We start from the raw sequence: 19,986 nt of genomic DNA on the forward strand, positions 1-19,986 counted from the left end.
TCCACCTACTTTTTGGTTATTCTTTTTCTTTCAATACACCATCTTCCATCATAAATATTCTATCGCATTTGTCAATCAACCGTGTGTCGTGCGTCACCATGATCGTTGCTTTATTTTTTTCTTTTGATTCTTTTGCCAAAATATCGACTACTTCTCTTGCCTTTTCTGAATCCAAACTGGCAGTTGGTTCATCTGCTAGAATAATAGACGGATCATTGTACAATGCACGAGCAATTGCCACCCTTTGTCTTTCACCACCAGATAGTTCTTCTGGATACTTGTTAATCAGCTTATCCACACCAAGCTGCTCAAATAATTCTTTTGCTTCTTTTTGCCGATGTTCATGTTTGATTTTATCTACTAATAACAACTGCTTTTTTACTGTCAGAAAAGGAACCAGATTTGATGCCTGCAAAATAAAACCAATTTCTTTGAAGCGGAGTTTAACGCGTTCGCTTTCTTTTTGATTACTGAATTCCTGATCATTGATAAATACAGAGCCGCTGCTAGGTGTCTGCAATCCGCCTGCTAAAGTCAAAAAGGTACTTTTTCCTGAACCAGAAGGACCGATGATTGCAACAAATTCCCCTTTATCGATACTCATTGTTGTTTCTTTCAATGCTTTTACTACTTGGTCGCCATCTTGGAAACTTTTTTCTACTTCTTTAAATTCTATTGCTTTCATGTTCTTCCTCCTTCTTATCCAATGGCCTTCAGCGGATCGATTTTCACGATCGTCCGAACAGAAAATAGTGCGCCTAACACAGCCACTACCAACATCAACAAGCTAATGACGCCAAAAAATAGCCAATTGCTTTGGAATGGAACCGCATCAGGTAGAACTAGAGATGTTCCCACTGTTCCCACTAGACCAAGAAGAATACCAACAAAGGATAAAATGAATGTTTGTGCCACTACAGAGCGTGCAATAAATCCTCCCGTGATTCCTTGGGCTTTCATTACACCAAAGATATTGATTTTTTGCATCGTCAGTACATAAATAAAAATCCCGATCACGATAGCTGCAATAACAATCAAAAAGCCAATCATAAACCCAAAAGTCAATACTTGTGCATTGTATCCAGGTAATTCATTGATGAATTTAGAAATTTTGATCTGTTCCAAGTCTTCAGGTAAATCGTTGATTTTTCCTCTGACAACTATTGCATTGATCCGTGCATTCTCACTTGTGTCTTCTTTTTCGAAACGGATTTGTTGGTAAGCATTGATGGTCGTATAAAGAACCGGTGAAACATTAAACTTGGCATGATCCGTAAAACCAGTTAGTTTAAACGTCTTATCACTACCAGATAACTTAACCGTATCTCCTACGGCTAGACCATATTCTTCCTTCAGGCTACTATCGCCTATTGCCTCATCATCGTTATTAAAAGCTTTTCCTTCAACAAGATTCGGCATGATGAACTGATCTTTATCGATACCAAAGAAGCTAACATTGATTTTTCCTTCTTCTGTACTGTCTTTACTAGTCACGACTCCAGGTGTTTGGGCAAGATACGCCACTTTCCCACCTTCGACTTCTTCTGCGGTCTTCTTAGTAATCATGGACATCCCTAGATTTGAATTTGCATCTTTTGAAAGAACGATCGAATCTGCCTCCCACTTGTCAACCGCCGTTCGATTGTCTTGAGCTAAGCCATAAGCTAACCCGGTCAAAAAAAATACCAAGTAGGCGATTAAAAACATCACCCCTGCAACTAATGCGTAACGTAACTTTGAATGCATAATTTCATTTAATGCTAAAAACATTTAATTCCTCCTCTTGAAATAATTATTTTATACAATAATTTTATCACTTGATAAATTTTTGGCGAATATTATGCTCAAAATACATTTTCGCTTTTTTATTATCTCTCCTTATGATGTCTAAACGCTTTTTAGTTAGTGTTTTTCAGTTTTTTTATTATAAAAATAGCATTTCACATAATAAAAGACCGTGATGTTTCTCACGGTCTTTTTTCTACTCTATTGCGATTTGCTCTCTTAGCTAGTACTTTAAAAGCTAACTCATTGAGATAGTGAAAACGTGGGGTATATTCAGCCAAAAATCCAAAGTTTTCAACTGCTAACTGTGGAATCGTGGTTTTTTGTTTCACGATATCAGCAAGCAAGTTCAAATCTGATAATAAAAATTCTTGGCTTATCAGCTGTCCGCCAATGATTTCTAATGTATCTGGATGATAGATCAGTTTTGCATTTACTGTTTTATTTTCTTCATAGTATTGTGGAAATAGGTCAAACTCTCCTGAACAAGAACAGGCACTTTGTTCCAAAAATGGTGCTTCGTCTTCTGTCAACCCAACAGTTCCTAAAAAGTAATCGGTAATGACCGTTGCTGTTATCTTTTGTTTGAGATCATAAGCAGTCGGCTGCTCGCACAAAGTCAACGCTACCGCTCTCGCCATATGTACAGCTCGAGTAACTAAGGGCAAAAAGAGATGCCGTTCATTCTTGTCAAAACTGACTGGAACGATATCGCCAATCGCATAGATATCCGAATCACTTGTCTGCAGGTATTCATTGACCATCACAGTGTCGTCCTCATACAATGCCACTTTGTCTTTTAACAATGACGTATTTGGACGAGTTTGAGCAGAAAAAATGACGATATCTGCCTTCAGTGTTTGAGACAAAAGTTGTACGGATACTACTTCTTCTCCTGATTTTTTCCAATCAATCAAAAATTCATTTGGATGAAAGTTGATTTGCTTGGTTTTCAGCTGATTTTGAAAACTGCCAATCATATCTTTATCGAAATATCTTGATAAAACATTCGGCATGTAATCAACTAAATGAATCATATGTCCCTTATTTCTCAAAGCATCTGCTAATTCTAACCCAATATAACCAGCACCAAAAATCACTACTTCTTTTGCTTCTTTCAAAGCGGCAAGTACTTGTTTAGATTGCACTAGATTTTTATAGGTGTAGACATTTTCAGCTTCAATTTGTTTATATAAAGTAGCAGGAGATGAACCTGTTGCCACGATTAGTTTATCATAGGTTAGGGGTTCTTTTTTTCCTTCCTCAGAAGTGAGGATGAGCTGATGCTTGTCTGGATCAAGTTCAGTTACTCTCCATTCGGTGATCAGTTTTGCACCACTTGCTTGAAGAGTCCGCTCGTTGTTTGCAGCTTCAGCTAAACTATGTATCTTTCCTTTTAAATAAAGATTGATCCCATTTTAAACATAGCCTAATCCATCTTTGTGATTTTCATCGATCAACAGAACTTCTGCCTCCGGTTGAAGTTTGCGTAGATTTAGGGCAGCGGTGATGCCTGCATGGGAAGCACCAATGATCACGATTTTCATGTTTTATTCATCCTTAAATTCAATTTTTCTAAATAGCATTCTTTTAAAAATTGGTTCAAATAGGGAAAATCATAGTTAAATTCATTACTCGTAAATACAAAAACTTTAGCGGACTTCTGTGACGGGTATTCTTTCAATTGGCTAGTCAAAATAACATCATATTGCTTGTCTTTCTCGTATTCCACTAAATCATATTTGATCGTATTCAACAACTGTTCTTGAATGATTTCTTTCACGATATCCGCCATTAGCCTTTCGTACGGAAGATCATAAGCAATTTGCAAACGCAATTCCAATTGCTTGATTAGCGTTCGTAAAATAGATGCATAGCGAGCAAATAATTCAAAACGGGCATTTTCCTCGTCTGCTTCAGTAAAATCCACAATAGCAAATGTTTGTCTGACCAGCCTTTCACATAAAACAAGGAATTGTTTATCTTCTACTTCAGTTAACCGTTGTTTCAATCCTTCTTGACCAAAAATATTCATCCATCCTCTAAAATAGGCAAAATGAGCGTGATTTTGCATCACTGTCAACGCAATCTTTTGCGAAATCTCTTCTGGAAAAACATAGAAAGAAAAATATTCTTCTATCGATTGTTTAAACGTTCGATTCAATTGAGCCACTACGTCATCTTTGTATTTTTCGCTTATCAAAAATTCCTGAACATGTGAATTATGTGTATCTAATGTAAAGTTACTGATCATGAAAAGATAAAAAACCAACGTTTCGTTTTGGTCCCAAGGAAAGGCATATTGAAAGAAATAACGGGTCAAAAATGTATGGAGCTCCAATAAAAATTGTGTCGTTTGAAACAATCCAACAGGAAGATTACTATAATCTGGTTTGGCTTTTTTCGTACAGCGCATCCGTTTCTTCATAATGGAAAGCCATATTTCAAATTTCAGTCGTCCTTCTTCTGTAATGGCAAAACTGAACTCTTTTTGTAGCAGATCTAAAAAAGTGTTTCCTGATAAATCGCTGTATTCTTTTTTATTTTCAAGGTAGGGGCGACCAAACCAGAATAATTGAAAATAGAAATAGCGGATTTGATTTTCTGGGCCAGTCAAACGCCCGCTTTTTATTTTCAAATGAAACTCTTTTAAAGAATCATTTAATTCCTTCACTCTACGCGACAAAGTAGCCGAACTGATATTAAGTTCCATGACAAGTTTCTGCCGATCAAATGAGCCATATTCTAACAGATAAAGAAGGATTTGATATTTTGTAGAATAGCGCAAGTAGCAATGATAATAAACATCGATAGCTGCTATATTGCCATGTCTGATCAATAAAATATTTCCTTCTTGGATAACGATTTCCAGTTGTTCGATGTTTTCCAAGCTAGCTTGTAAATAAAATAAATCTTCTTTCAAGGTAGACCGATCGATTGATAAGCGGGCAAGTACGGCATTAACAGAGATTTCTCCTTTTTCCTCTAATAAAAGTTGAAAAAGTTTGATTTGCCGTTGTTCATTTTTTTCAAGCAAACTGAAAAGTTCCAAGTCCACTCCTCCAAGCATTTCTGATTTTAACAGCAGAAGTTTCCTTCTCATCCTTGAAAAAGAGGATCTGCGACAGTTGTCACAGATCCATACAAATTCTGATCACTTAGCTGATTGGCCCAGCTGACAGTTCCCATGTGATCGTGCCTTGATACCTTACGCCAGGTTGAGCGTTCGTACTGCTATTTACCTCTAAGAGTAAACCATCGGTATCGGGAAAGTCAACGAGAACCTCTCCTTTAGCTGTGCCATCACTTTGATAAATCATCGTGTTTTGTCCTTGTTGGATCAATTGCTTTGATCCAGCATGATTAAAGTACAATTTTGTTCCGCTTAATTCTTGACCTTGATCATTCTTAAATGAAGAAGTCAATGTACCTGTCAGTTGCCAAGGAGACGTGCTTGGAAGCCGAGTATCCCGTACATCAAAAGAAAAATCGCCTTTTGCTTCATAATAACTTGTCTTCAACGGTTTGGGGAGATCGTTGCCAAATGTAAAATCATCTGGTACATCAACTAATGTCAATTCTTGTTTGGGGACAAGAATTGTTTTGGAAGATGTTTGGACAACTGGATTAGGAAGCTTAACACCATCTGCTAATGTAAGATTGCTAGAAAGTACAGCTGCCTTTGTCGGTATGCTGACAGATTGCACAGAAGTATCTACAGTATTTAATTGATAGTTGTAAGTAAGATGAATAGTATCGCCGACTTTGCTCAATAAATCTGCTGGGACAGATACTCCTTGTTGAACGCCGGTATCTGCGACAGTTGTACCATTTAATTTTAAGGTACCATTGATATAAGTAGTATTTTCTGGAAGTGAGATCGTGATTTTTTTGTCGGTGATCGCATCCCCAGATTTTGTCAACGTGAATGTCACATTTTCTTGTATCGTATCCCCTGATAGTGCAGATAAGGGAGTTCCTTCATCCGGTTGTCTGCTAAGATTTTTTAGCTGGCTGTCTGCACTCACTGATGGAAAATTAGCCACTGTTATTTGGGGAAGAGTGGTGATTCCCGCTTGTTCAGACTGCCATTTGTACGCAAAAGAAGGATACAGGTTAGTAAGTACATCGTCCACCAAGCGATAATCAAAATAATATTGCCCTGAAGCCAATGCAGGTAGTGTAGCAGTAGCTGTAGTTGTGCCGCCATTATTTGATGAGATCGTTTGGAAAAGTTGATCTGTCCACCCTGCCGCTAATTTTTGGGTTCCTTTCGAATAAAGCCTGTAATGGATTGACCCCGTTTTTAATTCAGTTGCTGACCAATTGGCCGTGACTTGGTACGGCGCAGGAGAAAGGAGCTTTCCCCACTGACTATCGGCTGTTAAGTTTGTTGGTAGAACCGTACCGTCTAGCTTGTACTGCTCCAATACCTTTAAAGCAACGGGAGAAAGCAATCCACCTTGCGCATCTTTCCCGCTATATACGATATTGGTTGACTGATTCAATCCACTTGTGCCTGCTGGAGTATGAGTCAGTGTTGCTCCTTGTGTGACGTTTTTCCCTGTAAAATAATTGACTACACGTTCAAAGCGAGTAGACGGTAATTGATCAAAACATCCTTCAGTCAACCCCATCGTTAGTGTTCGATTATTGGTTGAGCCTGGAAGGTTCTGGTTATTCCCATCCACGTATTCTGTAGTATCAGCAAATGTATTATATTTTCCTGTTGAATCACTTGGTGAAATGTAACTATTCCACGTATTTATCTCTGCACTTGCAGAAAATGCATACGCTCCTGGATTCAATTTTCCACCAGTTAATTTAGGATAAAATCTACCTGCAGCTGGAGCTAAGATCGAATTGAACATACGATCTTGAATAATATTATTCGAGTCATAAAAATCAACAGAAAAAATAGCTTTTTTAGATATAGAAGGTTGTAATTTACCTTTGGTCAAAATTTTGTTTGGACTCGTATCATATTTATCTCCGTTTTCTGTCATCTTCGCGACATTAGCTGTAATATCAAATTGAAGCGGGACATCGTCAACATTGAACTCGCCTCGCGTAATAATAGCGATGATATCTGGCAGGAGAGTATTTGTATCCCATGAACCCATCCCGAAACGTAAAGTATGGCTTCCTGCTGATAATAAACTTCCGCTAGTAACCTTGATGGGGGCACCGGCAATATACAAGTAGGCGTTGTTCCAGTCAATTGCTTTTAATACATCACTGCTTGATACATGTTCCGGTAAATTGATGATTGCAACGAAGGCAAAACCTTGCGCAGTGATATTCACCAAATCAAGTACATTTGTTAGTTTCACATGGCTTTCCCAATGAAAACGGACCGTGCCACCTTTCCAAGGATCATTTGAACCATCGTTCAAATAAGTAGCAGTCAATTTAGGCAACTGGTTAGCCCCAGTTAGTTGGACAAGCTTCCCGCCATTCACTGCACTACGTCCACCATTTGGAGGTACGATGTTTTCGTATGTGTACGGATCATAAGAAATGGTAGGAGGCGTTGCTCCAACAGCTTCTGCCGAAGGTGAAAAGATAAATATACTTAAAACAAAAAGCGAAGTAAAAAAGAAGGAGCGAAAAAATGTAAATTTATTTTGTAGCAACATGTTCATCCTCCTTTTCCTTTCTTCTCCATAACAACAACCACGCAAGAAGCCATAATTCTATACCAATAATCAAATAAAGAACACGGATCCTTTGTTCATTCGTCTCCGGGAATACGCCATGTTGATTAGCTTCTTTATAAATCGATGGCTGTGTCTGCTGTTTTGATGCGCCATTGACTGAACCACTTGGATGCGGAACTGGACTTAGATCATAAAATGTAATCGTGCCTGAACTTTTGGTATCTGCTTGGACTGGCTCTTGCCAGCTGAAGAACAGCAAACTTGCAATAATCCCTCCTAATAAGATTGATGTTTTCAACGAAATCACCTCATCGTATTGTTTCTCCTTTTTTCTTTTTCTTGTGGATCCATAAAAACAGCAAAATCAACAGTAACACTAGAACTGCAACAACCAATCCTGCATAAAGCCATGGGAAAGATTGTTCTTGTACTTCAAAAACGGAATTTTCATTTACTTTCTGTGCTTTTTCTTTTTTGATCGTAAAGTTTTGTGTAAATCGCCATTCATTACTGTCACCTGATTTTGCTATGATTTCTGCGCGGTAATCGCCGGCTTTTGCTTTATCACCAGCTAAATCAAGATTCAAGTGAAAATTCGAATTTGGTGCAACTAAAAATGCATTAGACGTATTTTCAATATAAAGCTGATTTTCATAATAGATCTTGCTCGTAAATATCAAATTGCTGATAATCGTAGGCTGAGGATTTTGGAAACGAAGCTGGACAGTGGGCTTTGCATTGACCTCGTTCAAATCTCCTGATAAAAGTTTCAGATCCGGTTCTATCGTCTCTTGACTTTCTTGTAAAACGACTGCGAGATTATAAGCAATACGATTTTTTATTTGTGCACCTTCTGTAGCATTTTCTGTTTCAGCTTCTTCTTTAGGTGAAACATGAATACCCGCTAATACACGTCCCTTAAAGCTTTTAGCTGGGATTTTTACTTCTACAGGTACAGTTGTTTCAGCATGCGCTGGTACATTGACTTCCTTTTTGGCAACGGTCAAAACGTCACGGACATCAAACGGCAAGGTCCCATCTAGCGTTGGATTTTTTTGACTATAATCGATCGTTCCACCATCACTCGTTACCGCCGGATTAACAGAGACCTCAAATGTTCGTTCTTGATCTAAAGAATTGCTGATAATTACTTCCAGTGTCTGATTTTGTTCCGGTGCCACTAATAAATCAAAATAACCGATTGCTTTATCTATTTGATTCTCTGGAAATACCGGTTTGATCCCAAAGTCTCCTGCTGAATCCTCTGCTTGACTGATTGACGGAAAAATGAAAAATAGACTTAAAATAGAAAAAAACGAAACAAACAGTCGTTTACTTTGATTCATTGTCCACCACATCCTTTCAACAACAACTGCGGTAAAAAGATTCTTCACCCATAGTATTTTCACCGCAGTTTGTTGAATTCATTTCATATTCTATGCTACTGGGCCAGCCACGAGGTTCCAAGTCAAATCAGCCGTGAATGTTCCAGCTGCTGCTTTAGGTACTTTCAGCGTGATATTTGCTGGATCATAAACAGAAAGCCATGTTCCTAGACCTTGGTCTTTTGCTGCTGTAAATATTGGTGTCGCTGCACTTGCTTTACTTAATCCAGTCACAGCTTGACTAGTTGGTGCAGTGGCTTCGTTATCTGAGGTACTTTTCACAGTGGATGTCCCAAAATCCAATTCAGCCCCTTGCAAAACTTGTGAACCGTTTACAAAATCTGAAACCGAAACTGTCACGTTCCATCCTTGCGCTTGCCCGTCTGCACCTACACCTCGACGATCTGATACTTGAAGATAAGGTGTATCATTTTTTGAAGCGTCTATTTGATATGTTTTTGTTCCGCTTTCAATCTCGTGTGTACCAAACGGCAATTCGGGAACTACATCCAGCGTTAAAGGACCTGTCTGGCCAGTTCCTGGATTTTCCGGATCTGCCGGCTCTACTGGTTTAGAAGGATCAGTAGGATCAAGGGGTACGACAGTATTTGTTGGCTCAGTAAAGGTAATATCTCCTTTTGAAGTTGCTTGACCTTCAGCAAAAGCTGGGGTTGCCAAGCCGCCTAGAAGAAGTGTTGAAAGTAATAATGTCCCAATCATGTTCTTTTTCATAATAAATCACTCCTTTTTCTTAGTGACCTAAGTATAGTAGAGACAGCATGCAAAAAATCCTCATGAATTCATCCGCTTACTTGAAATTCTGACCCTTTTTGTATAAAAGAGAAAAAAGCAATAAAATCGTTTACATGAATATTCTTATTTTTTTATTAAGTATGAAAAAACATTTCAATTTTCTTTTTTTCATTTCAACTTATTCTATTAATGCTTCTCTGACCCATACAAATAGGAGTACGGCATCAACTGCCGCACTCCTATTGTTTTCGTCATTTGTATCTTAAATAAAACGATTCTCACGCAATTTTATTTTTTTGATATCTTCTACTGTTTGTGTTCCAGCTAATTGCATGACCATTTCCAATTCTGTTTTAAAGAAATCAAACACTTGACGGACTCCTGTGCTTCCTCCTAAAGACAATCCATAAATAACGGGTCTGCCAATAGCAACAAGATCTGCACCTGATGCGATTGCTTTGAAAACATGCTGACCGCGTCGTACACCGCTGTCAAACACGATTGGTACACGTTTATCTACTGCTTCTGCCACATATTGCAACGAATCAAACGCTGCTGGACCACCATCTAGTTGACGGCCGCCATGATTAGATACCCAGATTCCGCCAGCACCAGATTCTAATGAACGATAGACATCTTCTTCTGACTGGACACCTTTCACATAGACTGGCAAATCAGAATGAGCAGCAATAAATTCTACATCTTTTGGACTAAGCTTCTGTTTGGAAGATTTGTACACAGCATCCATCGTTTGGCCTACTCCTGATTGATAAGCCTGAACGATCGGCATTGGCAGTGGGAAGGTAAACCCATTTCTGCGGTCTGTTTCACGGTTTCCGCCAACTGTTGCATCCGCTGTCAATACGATTGCTTTTGCTCCATTACGCTTGGCCACTTCAAGAATATCCAAATTGATCCCATCATCTTTGCTCATATAAAATTGAAACCATTGCGGTGCTTTCTCCCCGCCTGCTTCTCTTATCTCTTCTAATGTACAAGAAGCGTAAGAACTTGCTGTATAGATCGTCCCAAAATCTGCTACACCTTTTGCAGAAGCTTTTTCCGCCTTCACATGAGCTAAGCCATGAGCAGCAACTGGTGCCATGATGATTGGTGCAGTCAGCGTTTCTTCGTCAAAATGTGTAGTTGTATCGGGTAATTCTACATCTCTTAATACATGAGGAATAATCAGCTGATGATTGAATGCCCGTTCATTTTCTTGATAAGTAAATAAGTCGCCAGCACCACTGCTGATGTAACCATAACCACCAGCTGGAATCACTTGTGAAGCGGCTATTTCTAAATCTTCCATATTGATAAAATCCACTATTCCTTCATTTGTACCTGCTTGATACGTTTTTTCCATTTCAATGCCTTCCCTCTATAAAAAATTGAATGAATAATATGATAGCGTTTACACATTTTATATTACTCTTCCGTATTGATACAGGCAAATAATCTGTTTACATTTCAGTCATTCCAGTTGTTACTACTCTGAAAGAAATGTTTAGAACACAAATAGATAAAAAACGATGGGACTTTGACAAAAGTCGTGTCAAAGTCCCTTTTACGAAATACTGTGGATGCCTATTGAAATAAGTGCGGGTTGTTTCTTTGTGTTTCAATCGTTTCTTGCCATTCTTCGTTTAATTTTGGATTACCGTTTTCTTCCTTGAACGCATAAGGTCCCAATCCAAAAAGCTCAGTTAGTATTTGATTCACGATTCCATATAGCTCGGTGTGATCGGACACATGATTATTGAAGATCATCTCATTATCACCACGTTTGAATCTCACATTCGGGCTCTCATGATGAACCTCTATGCAGTTTTCCCCTTTTTTTAACTGACGGATTTCTGAAAACATCTCATAAATATCTTCTCCAATAAAACCTTCAGCAAGCGCCAGACTGTCCACAAGACCGCCTACTGTCAACTCAGAGATTATCGCTTTGTTGGCACCAAGCTTTAATGTATAGCTTGTTGCTTCTACTACGCCGCATGCATTGCAACCACCTTCTGATAGTTCGCTTTTTTTGATCAATTGAACTTCTTTCATTTTCTGATCCTCCTCTTAGTTTTCTACTTATGTATTTTTTATCACCTGACGTAAGTGAACTTTATCGTCACGATCACGTGATTTATTCTTCAGAGATTCTATTTATTAACATATCTTTTATTCTTCTACTTTTCTTTCTTTAGCATATAAGAGATACGCATAGTAATCAAGCAAGGATTGTTGATATAAAAAGAACAAATACCGCTATTTTGATTTCTTTTGACTCTATTACTCATATAAATAAAATTTATTATACCTGCTCTTTTTGACTATATCCTCATCTGACTCCTATACTTCGTTTGTATTAAAACTTAGGAGGAATCATTCATGCTTACAGGGTTAAACTTATTAAATAATCCTTTTCTAAATAAAGGAACAGCTTTTACAAAAGAAGAACGGGCAAAATACGGAATCACTGGTATGCTTCCAAGTACTGTCCAAACATTGGAACAACAATCTGTCCAAGCTTACGGTCAATACTTAAGCAAACAGACCGATTTGGAAAAACGTATCTTCTTAATGAATCTATTCAATACGAACCGGACATTGTTTTATAAATTGATGGGCGAACATTTAGTTGAATTCATGCCTGTCGTTTATGATCCTGTCGTTGCGGATTCAATCGAACAATACAACGAAATTTTCTTGAAACCACAAGATGCTGCATTTCTTTCAATCGACGAACCAGAAAATATCAAAGCAAGTTTGAAAAACGCAGCAGATGGACGCGACATTCGTTTGATCGTTGTGACAGATGCAGAAGGAATCTTAGGTATGGGTGACTGGGGTGTGAACGGTGTTGACATCGCTATCGGTAAATTGATGGTCTACACTGCTGCGGCTGGTATCAATCCTGCACAAGTCTTGCCTGTATCGATTGACGCTGGTACTAATAACGAAGAATTATTGAATAATCCATTATACTTAGGGAATCGTCATGCTCGTGTAGAAGGCGAAACTTACTACGAATTCATTGATCAATTCGTTCAATCAGCTACTGAATTATTCCCAGAATTGTTATTACATTGGGAAGATTTTGGACGAGGAAATGCTGCAACGATTTTAGAAAAATACGAAGATAAAATCACTACTTTCAATGATGATATCCAAGGCACAGGAATCGTTGTACTAGCTGGTGTATTAGGTGGATTGAATATATCAGGTGAGCAATTGAAAAATCAAACAATCTTGACATTTGGTGCTGGTACTGCTGGTGTAGGTATCGCAAACATCCTTTTAGATGAAATGATCCGTCAAGGTGTACCTGAAGAAGAAGCACGCCAACATTTCTATCAAGTAGATAAACAGGGTTTATTGTTTGAAGATACAAAAGGGTTGACTCCTGGTCAAATCCCATTCGCTCGTAAACGCTCAGAATTCACTAATGCTGATGAATTGACAAACTTAGAAGCAGTTGTAAAAGCAATCCATCCAACGATCATGATCGGTACTTCTACCCAACCTGGAGCATTCACTGAAGAAATCGTGAAAGAAATGGCGGCTCATACCCCACGTCCAATCATCATGCCTTTGTCTAATCCAACAAAATTGGCAGAAGCAAAAGCAAAAGATTTGATTGAATGGACGGACGGAAAAGCTTTAGTTGGAACAGGTATCCCTGCTGCTGATGTGGAATATAACGGTGTAACTTACCAAATCGGTCAAGCAAATAATGCGTTGATGTACCCAGGTTTAGGGCTTGGTTTGATTGCTTCAACAGCTACACGAGTAAATGCTGAAATCATTTCTCAAGCTAGTCGAGCATTAGGCGGAATCGTTGATGTAACAAAACCAGGAGCAGCTATCTTGCCTCCAGTAGCAAAAATCACTGAATTCTCTCAAACGATTGCTGAAACTGTCGCAAAATCAGTTGTTGCACAAAAATTGAATCGTGAAGAAATCACGGATATCAAAGAAGCTGTTGAATCTGCTAAATGGGTTCCTGAATATAAATCTTTAGAAGATTAAGATTGTTATAGTAAAAGAACATACAGAAACTTTGTATGACGTCTAAAAAGAAAAAAGCGACTGCGGCAAAACAGCAGCCAGCCAACTACTGCTCTTTTGCCGCTTCTCTTTGGCTTTTTTCATACGATACAGAATAAGAAAGGATCTGTAAAAATGGCACAAAAAACAACAACTGCAACTGCAGTTGAGGAAAAGAAAAAAGAAGGGTTTTGGTCAACAAAAATTACCGGCGTAAGTTTGCCCCTTTATTTGATCATGGTCCTTGTCCTGATCATTGCAATGGCTTTAGGAAAATTACCGACGAATATGATTGGCCCAATCGCTGTTTTGGTCATTTTCGGTAATTTATTTCATTTTATCGGAACAAAAATCCCTATCGTCAAAAGTTATTTAGGTGGTGGCTCCGTTTTTGCGATCTTTGCCTCTGCCGCGATTGCTACATTTGGGATCTTACCTGAGTATGTAGTAAAATCCACAGAAAACTTTGTCAGCAATATGGGCTTTTTAGACTTTTATATTGCTGCCTTGATTACTGGTAGCATCCTTGGTATGAACCGTAATCTATTGATGAAAGCTTCTGTTCGTTTTATTCCCGTTGCACTTATTTCAATGGTCGTCTCCTTTTTTGCCGTAGGACTCGTAGGTATGCTTATCGGAAATGGTTTTGCAAATTCCGTTTTATATATCTCATTGCCCGCAATGGCTGGTGGTGTTGGAGCCGGAGCTGTACCTTTATCAACGATTTATGCAAATGTTTTAGGTACGGACGCTTCTTCTATCATTTCCCGCCTGATTCCTGCTACAGCAATGACAAATGTCCTAGCTATCATTGGTGCAGCGTTAGTTGCTCGTGCGGGACAATCAATGCCAAAATTCAACGGTAATGGTAAATTAATGGAAAAAGGCGACCTTGGCGATGGAAAACCTAGAAATGTAAAACCTTCCATTCCACAATTAGGTGTCGGTTTGATGGTATCATTGACTTTCTTCATCTTAGGACAAATCGGTAACTATTTTGTTCCTAAAGTCCATGCTTACGCATTCATGATCATTATCGTTGTTATCTGTAAAATCGCAAACCTATTACCAGAATATTACGAAGATGCAGCTATCATGTTCAACAACTTGATTGTCAAAAACTTGACAGCAGCTGTTCTTGCCGGTATCGGTATTGCGTTATTGAATCTAAATGTATTGGCTTCTGCTTTGACATGGCAATTTGTTGTCTTATGTTTGACAAGTGTTATCGCGATTTCAGTAGTTTCAGGATTTGTCGGTCGTTTGTTTGGTTTATATCCAATCGAATCAACTATTACTGCTGGCTTATGCAACAACTCGATGGGTGGTACAGGAAATGTAGCTGTCTTATCTGCAGCTAATCGGATGGAACTTATTGCTTTTGCTCAAATGGGCAATCGGCTTGGTGGTGCCATCGTTTTGATCATCTCAGGTTTCTTGATGCAATTACTTTCTTAGTCAAAAAAATACCTGATCATCAAGTATCGGCTTGATGATCAGGTATTTTTTGATAAAAATTTACAGGATTTTCAAAAATCTTTTTTGCATTTTATCGGAATGATAACCGATGCGTTCATAAAATCGGTGTGCTTCTACTCTGTATTCTGCAGAATTAAGTCTTATTGCTGATATTCCTCGTCTTTTCGCTTCTTCTTCTACGCCAGTCATCAAGGCCTTTCCGATTCCTCTTTTTTCAGCATGTTTAGACACAGCAAGTGCCATAATATTGAACATCGGATCGCTGAAAATCGATTCATAGGACTCCGCTTGTACATAGCCAGCTGCTTTTTTAGAAGTAGGATCTTCATAAACCAAGAAAAAATTTTTTTCTGGCTCCTTCAACAGTTTCTTCATTTGTCTCACCGTAACGGTTAATGGTACATCATACCCTAATTGTTCCGCATTGATTTCTCGTAGTGCTTCTGCATCTCCTAAACGCATTTCCCGCAACATCCAAATCACCAGCCAATTTCTATTTTTTTAAATGAATTTTTTTATCATAGTATACTCCTTTTTTCATTTAAAAAAAGACTTTTCAGTGATTTTGACTTGCTTGAATCCAGATCCTTCTAATGTTTGCAAGATGACGAAAGCATTGTAAAGATTGATCAAAAGAACCACAATGACAATCGCTTGAAAAATAAAGGTCACTTTTTTTGGAGACAAAATCCTGCTAAAACTTGCTCCCCACAAACCTCCAATGATAGCAGCGGGGATAACATAAAACAACATAGATAAATCAAAGCGCATAAAGCTACTTGTTAAAGCAATCGTTACCAATTTTGCCAGTTGAGAAAAGAAAATCGTAGATAGAGAATATAGTGTTGCTTCTTTTATTGGCAATGCAAACATCAGCATCAACAAAGAAACATTGACTGGTCCACCACCAATACCTAAAAAACTAGCTAAAAAGCCCAGAACCACCCCACATATAAGGTACCAAGTCCATGACGTCAAATGAAATTTTGGCTGATGATGCTTGGTGTAGAAGAACGCAAAAACCAAGGTCAATACCGTCAAAAAAATTTGGATCAGCTGCACATGCTTCTCGTTTTCAAATAACTGTAAAAAAACTTCGAATACAATGTTGCCGACTACTCCTCCAACAACAGCTCCACTAGATACCCAACCGACAATCTGCCAATTCAGTGATTTCCCGCTTGATACTTGTCGCACAGTCGAAACAATGGACATCGTGAATACCGCAACTGTTGAGTAAAAAGAAATCCCTGCAACAGAATGGGCACCGATAAGATCAAGAATCGGTTTGATCAACACGCCTCCACCCATCCCGGAAATAGCGCCAACTGTGTTCGCCAGAACGATCACCACAAAATAAATCAGACCAATCATCTTGTATTTCCTTTCTCTTGTTTATATCTTTTAGCGATTTTTACTCTTTTCTTTTATTATACAGTAAAAGAAACAAACAAGGCTTCGAAAGCTTTTCTACTTTTTAAGGAAATTTAGTGCTAAACGAAAAAACCGGGCTCTACTTTTCAGAGAGTCCAGCTTTTCTTACACCTTATCGATTCTTTTGTTCTATTCTTCTTCTTCCGCCATGAATGTATTGAATACTTCTTCGATCATATCCCATTCTGCGTCTGTTTCGATTTGTTCTAACTCGCCTTCTGTTCCATCTTCGTTTTCGATGTATGCATAAGCTTGTAATTCTACATCTTCATCTTCTGAAACACCAGCTGGATATAAAAGAACATAGTTACGTCCAAATTCTTCTTGTCCGTCAACTGTTAACAAGATTTCGTATAATGTTTCATTTCCTTGGTCATCCACCAATGTGATGTGTTCGTGTCCTTCGTGTTCGTGGGAATGGTTATGTTCTGTCATAAGATTACCTCTTTTCTTTTTATTATTAAAATAATTGCTTACCTGAGCCGTCTAAATAATTTTGTAAAATCATCACAGCTGCTAATTTATCGATGACTTTTTTTCGTTTCGCTCTTGAAGTATTTGCCTGCTCTACTAGCATACGTTCTGCCTGAACAGTGGTTAGTCGTTCATCTTGATAATCAACCGGCAAGGAGAATAGTTCTTTGATCTTCTCTCCATATGACATGGAAGCTTCTGCCCTTGGTCCGATGGAATTGTTCATATTCTTAGGTAATCCAACTACAAAACGGTCTACTTCGTACTGCGCCACTAATTCCTTCAACCGATCAAAGCCAAACTCTTCTTCTGCTTCATTGATTCGAATGATTTCTACACCTTGAGCTGTCCAGCCAAAGGGATCGCTCACAGCAACGCCTACTGTCTTAGAACCGACATCCAAGCCCATTACTCTCATAAATTCACTCCATGATTTGAGAGGTAGTCTTTGACAATTACTTCCATGATTTCATCGCGTTCGTGACGGCGAATCAAATTTCGTGCATCACGATAACGAGGAATGTAGGCCGGGTCTCCAGAAAGCAAGTAGCCGACAATCTGATTGATTGGATTGTAGCCTTTTTCTTCCAAAGCCCGATAAACAATCGCTAATGTTTCGCTCACTTCTTTTTTGCGACTATCGTCAAAACCAAAACGTACGGTTTCATCTGTAAAACCCATGATTCTACACCTCTTTCCCGCAAGGTAATTCCAGCTTACCTTCTACACCCTTATTTTACTCGAAGAAAGGGAAAACTACAAACAAATATTCCAAACTTCTGAATAAATTAAGAAACACGATTTGTCTGATTTTTCCTTTTTTCTGTGGCTTTTTCAAAAGCCCTCTTTCCATAAAGTATACGCTATATTTCTTTGAAAGTATGTTTTTACACAATTTTTTCATAAAGTTCATAAAAAATTCGAATTGCTGCTACTAATTTTTCGTTTTCGTTGCTTGCCCTGTCTCATAATTGATGGTGTAGCCATCTTGGACATTGTAGATAAAGACATTGAATTCAATTTTTTTGTCTTCAATGCTTTCTGCTTCCAACTGCACACCTCTTGCTACCAGTTCATTTCCCTCGAAATGAGGAGTGACACGATAGCGTACATGATGATTTGTTTCCTTGATATATGCCGCAATATCATTTTCGTGGGCAAGCATGTACGGAGCATTCAACGAACGTGTCCCTGTCATTAAGTTTTTAATGTTATTATTTTGACCAGTCAACTGGAAACCAATCAAATGGCTGCGGTTGTATAACCATTGTCCGTCACTTAATTTCTTTTGTTTCCAACCTGTCGGATCAATATACAAAGGTTCTCTCTTTTCAGTAGGAAACAAGTCTTTTCCCAACATCGCATTGGCTTGTCCTACTCTGTTCAATTTGTCTATATTTGAATAGCTTTCCCATGTCCCTTTGGAAAGACTAAGATCCTCTTTTGTAAACTCCGGCTGATTCCCATTGATTTCTATTTCTTGATGTTTTCCATCATATTCTGGCACATCCGCTACTTGAGAAGCTTGCGGTGTGGAATCAAAAATGGTTGTAATTTGTTGGAAGATATCTGAATCTTTTTGTGTGGTGGAAATACCGAGTGCCCCTGCAATCACAGCAGCGACGATCCCCACGATCGCCTTGGTTGTTTTTTTGCTCATTTCTTTACTCCTTTACTAACAGCTCCCTAAATCTTAACATATGTTCCCCTATAAATAAATACTGGAAAGAAATAGAAACAGTAAAAAAATAAAACCAGTTTTTAGACGGCTTAAGAATACAAAAAAGAGACGGATTCATCGTCTCTACTCAATCACAAAACACTATTTACAAGGTATTTATTATCATTCAAAAAATTTTTCTTAATACTCAAAACTAAACGGCTTCTGTACGACCTCTTGGTAAACAGTGTTCAAAAGCTTGCATCTGCGGTAATAAGTCCAACCAAGTCAAAAACATAAGAAGCTTTTTTGCTTGACTATTCTTATTACTTGATGCAGGGCAGCTTTTTCACAGCCTCTTTTAAGCGGGTGACGGGAATCGAACCCGCGACATCAGCTTGGGAAGCTGGGATTTTACCACTAAACTACACCCGCGATACAAAAACAGTATACGCCTCTTTCACTCCTTCCTCAAGTTTTTTTATTCTTTACGCTTCCGATATGTTTTGTAGTAAAATAAAACTAATCAATCAATTATTGGAGAAGATGCTATGACGGGAAAAGAATTAGATCTGCTGCTAGACACTTGTCTACTCGCTGGGAAAATCATGATGGAAAGCAATGCAGAGATGTATCGGGTAGAAGATACGATGAGTCGAATTGCTTTAGCTTCTGGAAATTTCCGTTTGGTCAGCTATGTCACGCAGACTGGTCTCTTTATTGGTCTTGATCGTACCTCGACCATTCGAATGGAACAAATTACCAACCGTTCGATCAATTTAGAAAAAGTAGTAAAAGTGAATGATCTTTCACGTAAGTTTGTTGCTTCAGAACTAACGTTAGAAGAACTATACAGTGAATTGCAGGCAATCGACCGAGACCGTTCGTTCTTTCCTGTCTGGTTGCAGATCGTTAGTGCGGCAGTTATCAGCGGAACGATCATGGTGTTATTCGGCGGAAAGATGACCGATTTGCCTGTGACTTTAATTATTGGTGGATGGGGATACGCAGTTTATCTGTATAGTTTGAAATTTTTTAGAATCAAATTTTTATCGGAATTTTTATCTTCTTTATTGATTGGCATAGCTGCTATCTACAGTGTTCGTTTTGGCTTAGGAAGCAATCAGGATTTAATTATTATCGGATGTGTGATGCCTTTGGTTCCTGGGGTTCAAATTACGAATGCTATCCGTGATTTGCTAGCTGGTCATTATGTGTCAGGGGTTTCTCGCGGAACAGAAGCGATGATGACTGCTACGATGATTGGTTTTGCGATTGCTTTTATTTTCCAGCTTTTTTATTAAGAAAGGAG

At 38.4% G+C, this 19,986-nt stretch carries 18 protein-coding genes, 1 tRNA gene and 1 pseudogene; 3 read left to right on the forward strand and 17 right to left on the reverse strand.

Features of this window, described 5'->3' with window-relative positions; all coding sequences use genetic code 11:
* Positions 1 to 16: 16 nt before the first annotated feature.
* From RWU19_RS08375 to RWU19_RS08420, 10 genes and pseudogenes are all read right to left on the reverse strand, one after another.
* Positions 17 to 685 (reverse strand): ABC transporter ATP-binding protein, encoded by a 669-nt coding sequence (locus tag RWU19_RS08375; protein WP_002290906.1) that lies wholly within the window; start codon positions 683 to 685, stop codon positions 17 to 19.
* A gap of 14 nt (positions 686 to 699) precedes the next feature.
* A complete protein-coding gene (locus RWU19_RS08380; protein ID WP_123837920.1) occupies positions 700 to 1,770 on the reverse strand; it encodes an ABC transporter permease in 1,071 nt (356 codons plus the stop codon).
* 197 nt (positions 1,771 to 1,967) lie between these two features.
* Positions 1,968 to 3,332: pseudogene (locus RWU19_RS08385) on the reverse strand (NAD(P)/FAD-dependent oxidoreductase).
* Entirely contained in the window at positions 3,329 to 4,888 is a 1,560-nt protein-coding gene (locus RWU19_RS08390; protein ID WP_123837922.1) for a helix-turn-helix domain-containing protein, read from the reverse strand. Before RWU19_RS08390 ends, RWU19_RS08385 begins: the two are co-directional and overlap by 4 nt.
* A gap of 55 nt (positions 4,889 to 4,943) precedes the next feature.
* Entirely contained in the window at positions 4,944 to 7,424 is a 2,481-nt protein-coding gene (locus RWU19_RS08395) for a WxL domain-containing protein (protein ID WP_123837923.1), read from the reverse strand.
* On the reverse strand, positions 7,408 to 7,743 hold the full coding sequence (locus tag RWU19_RS08400; RefSeq protein ID WP_025478385.1) for a hypothetical protein: 336 nt from the start codon (positions 7,741 to 7,743) through the stop codon (positions 7,408 to 7,410). The genes RWU19_RS08395 and RWU19_RS08400 overlap by 17 nt, the downstream gene beginning before the upstream one ends.
* A gap of 10 nt (positions 7,744 to 7,753) precedes the next feature.
* Complete coding sequence (locus RWU19_RS08405; protein ID WP_123837924.1) at positions 7,754 to 8,791, reverse strand: DUF916 and DUF3324 domain-containing protein; 1,038 nt, start codon at positions 8,789 to 8,791, stop codon at positions 7,754 to 7,756.
* A gap of 90 nt (positions 8,792 to 8,881) precedes the next feature.
* The gene (locus RWU19_RS08410; protein ID WP_002318581.1) at positions 8,882 to 9,562 is read right to left on the reverse strand and encodes a WxL domain-containing protein; all 681 of its coding nucleotides are present in this window, start codon (positions 9,560 to 9,562) and stop codon (positions 8,882 to 8,884) included.
* Between the two features lie 283 nt (positions 9,563 to 9,845).
* A complete protein-coding gene (locus RWU19_RS08415; protein WP_002314634.1) occupies positions 9,846 to 10,949 on the reverse strand; it encodes an alpha-hydroxy-acid oxidizing protein in 1,104 nt (367 codons plus the stop codon).
* A 221-nt stretch (positions 10,950 to 11,170) separates the two neighbouring features.
* Entirely contained in the window at positions 11,171 to 11,641 is a 471-nt protein-coding gene (locus RWU19_RS08420) for a DUF4809 family protein (protein ID WP_123837925.1), read from the reverse strand.
* A gap of 327 nt (positions 11,642 to 11,968) precedes the next feature.
* Here RWU19_RS08420 and RWU19_RS08425 point away from each other — a divergent pair, with 327 nt between their 5' ends.
* Together RWU19_RS08425 and RWU19_RS08430 are read left to right on the forward strand one after the other, a co-directional pair.
* On the forward strand, positions 11,969 to 13,609 hold the full coding sequence (locus tag RWU19_RS08425) for a malolactic enzyme (RefSeq protein ID WP_123837926.1): 1,641 nt from the start codon (positions 11,969 to 11,971) through the stop codon (positions 13,607 to 13,609).
* Positions 13,610 to 13,762: 153 nt separating this feature from the next.
* Positions 13,763 to 15,085: a 2-hydroxycarboxylate transporter family protein gene (locus RWU19_RS08430; protein WP_002308483.1), complete on the forward strand. Its 1,323-nt coding sequence runs from the start codon at positions 13,763 to 13,765 to the stop codon at positions 15,083 to 15,085.
* Positions 15,086 to 15,145: 60 nt separating this feature from the next.
* Here the strand turns inward: RWU19_RS08430 and RWU19_RS08435 are convergent, their stop codons facing one another.
* The 7 genes from RWU19_RS08435 to RWU19_RS08465 all read right to left on the reverse strand — a co-directional run bounded on the left by RWU19_RS08435 (position 15,146) and on the right by RWU19_RS08465 (position 19,109).
* A complete protein-coding gene (locus tag RWU19_RS08435) occupies positions 15,146 to 15,580 on the reverse strand; it encodes a GNAT family N-acetyltransferase (protein WP_002290890.1) in 435 nt (144 codons plus the stop codon).
* Positions 15,581 to 15,643: 63 nt separating this feature from the next.
* Entirely contained in the window at positions 15,644 to 16,480 is an 837-nt protein-coding gene (locus RWU19_RS08440; RefSeq protein WP_002320248.1) for a sulfite exporter TauE/SafE family protein, read from the reverse strand.
* A 189-nt stretch (positions 16,481 to 16,669) separates the two neighbouring features.
* Positions 16,670 to 16,975: a DUF1292 domain-containing protein gene (locus tag RWU19_RS08445; RefSeq protein WP_002308458.1), complete on the reverse strand. Its 306-nt coding sequence runs from the start codon at positions 16,973 to 16,975 to the stop codon at positions 16,670 to 16,672.
* A gap of 25 nt (positions 16,976 to 17,000) precedes the next feature.
* Positions 17,001 to 17,432 (reverse strand): Holliday junction resolvase RuvX, encoded by a 432-nt coding sequence (ruvX, locus tag RWU19_RS08450; RefSeq protein ID WP_002290886.1) that lies wholly within the window; start codon positions 17,430 to 17,432, stop codon positions 17,001 to 17,003.
* Positions 17,429 to 17,695, reverse strand: a complete 267-nt coding sequence (locus RWU19_RS08455; protein WP_002290885.1) for an IreB family regulatory phosphoprotein — start codon at positions 17,693 to 17,695, stop codon at positions 17,429 to 17,431. Before RWU19_RS08455 ends, ruvX begins: the two co-directional genes overlap by 4 nt.
* A 253-nt stretch (positions 17,696 to 17,948) precedes the next feature.
* Positions 17,949 to 18,674, reverse strand: coding sequence for a DNA/RNA non-specific endonuclease (locus RWU19_RS08460; protein ID WP_002290883.1), 726 nt, complete (start codon positions 18,672 to 18,674; stop codon positions 17,949 to 17,951).
* Positions 18,675 to 19,038: 364 nt separating this feature from the next.
* Positions 19,039 to 19,109, reverse strand: a tRNA-Gly gene (locus RWU19_RS08465).
* Between the two features lie 116 nt (positions 19,110 to 19,225).
* On the opposite strand from RWU19_RS08465, the gene RWU19_RS08470 reads away from it, so the two are divergent.
* Entirely contained in the window at positions 19,226 to 19,978 is a 753-nt protein-coding gene (locus RWU19_RS08470) for a threonine/serine exporter family protein (RefSeq protein ID WP_123837927.1), read from the forward strand.
* Positions 19,979 to 19,986: the final 8 nt, after the last annotated feature.

Source organism: Enterococcus sp. 2STP, from assembly GCF_032465635.1.
Classification (GTDB): Bacteria; Bacillota; Bacilli; order Lactobacillales; family Enterococcaceae; genus Enterococcus_B; species Enterococcus_B lactis.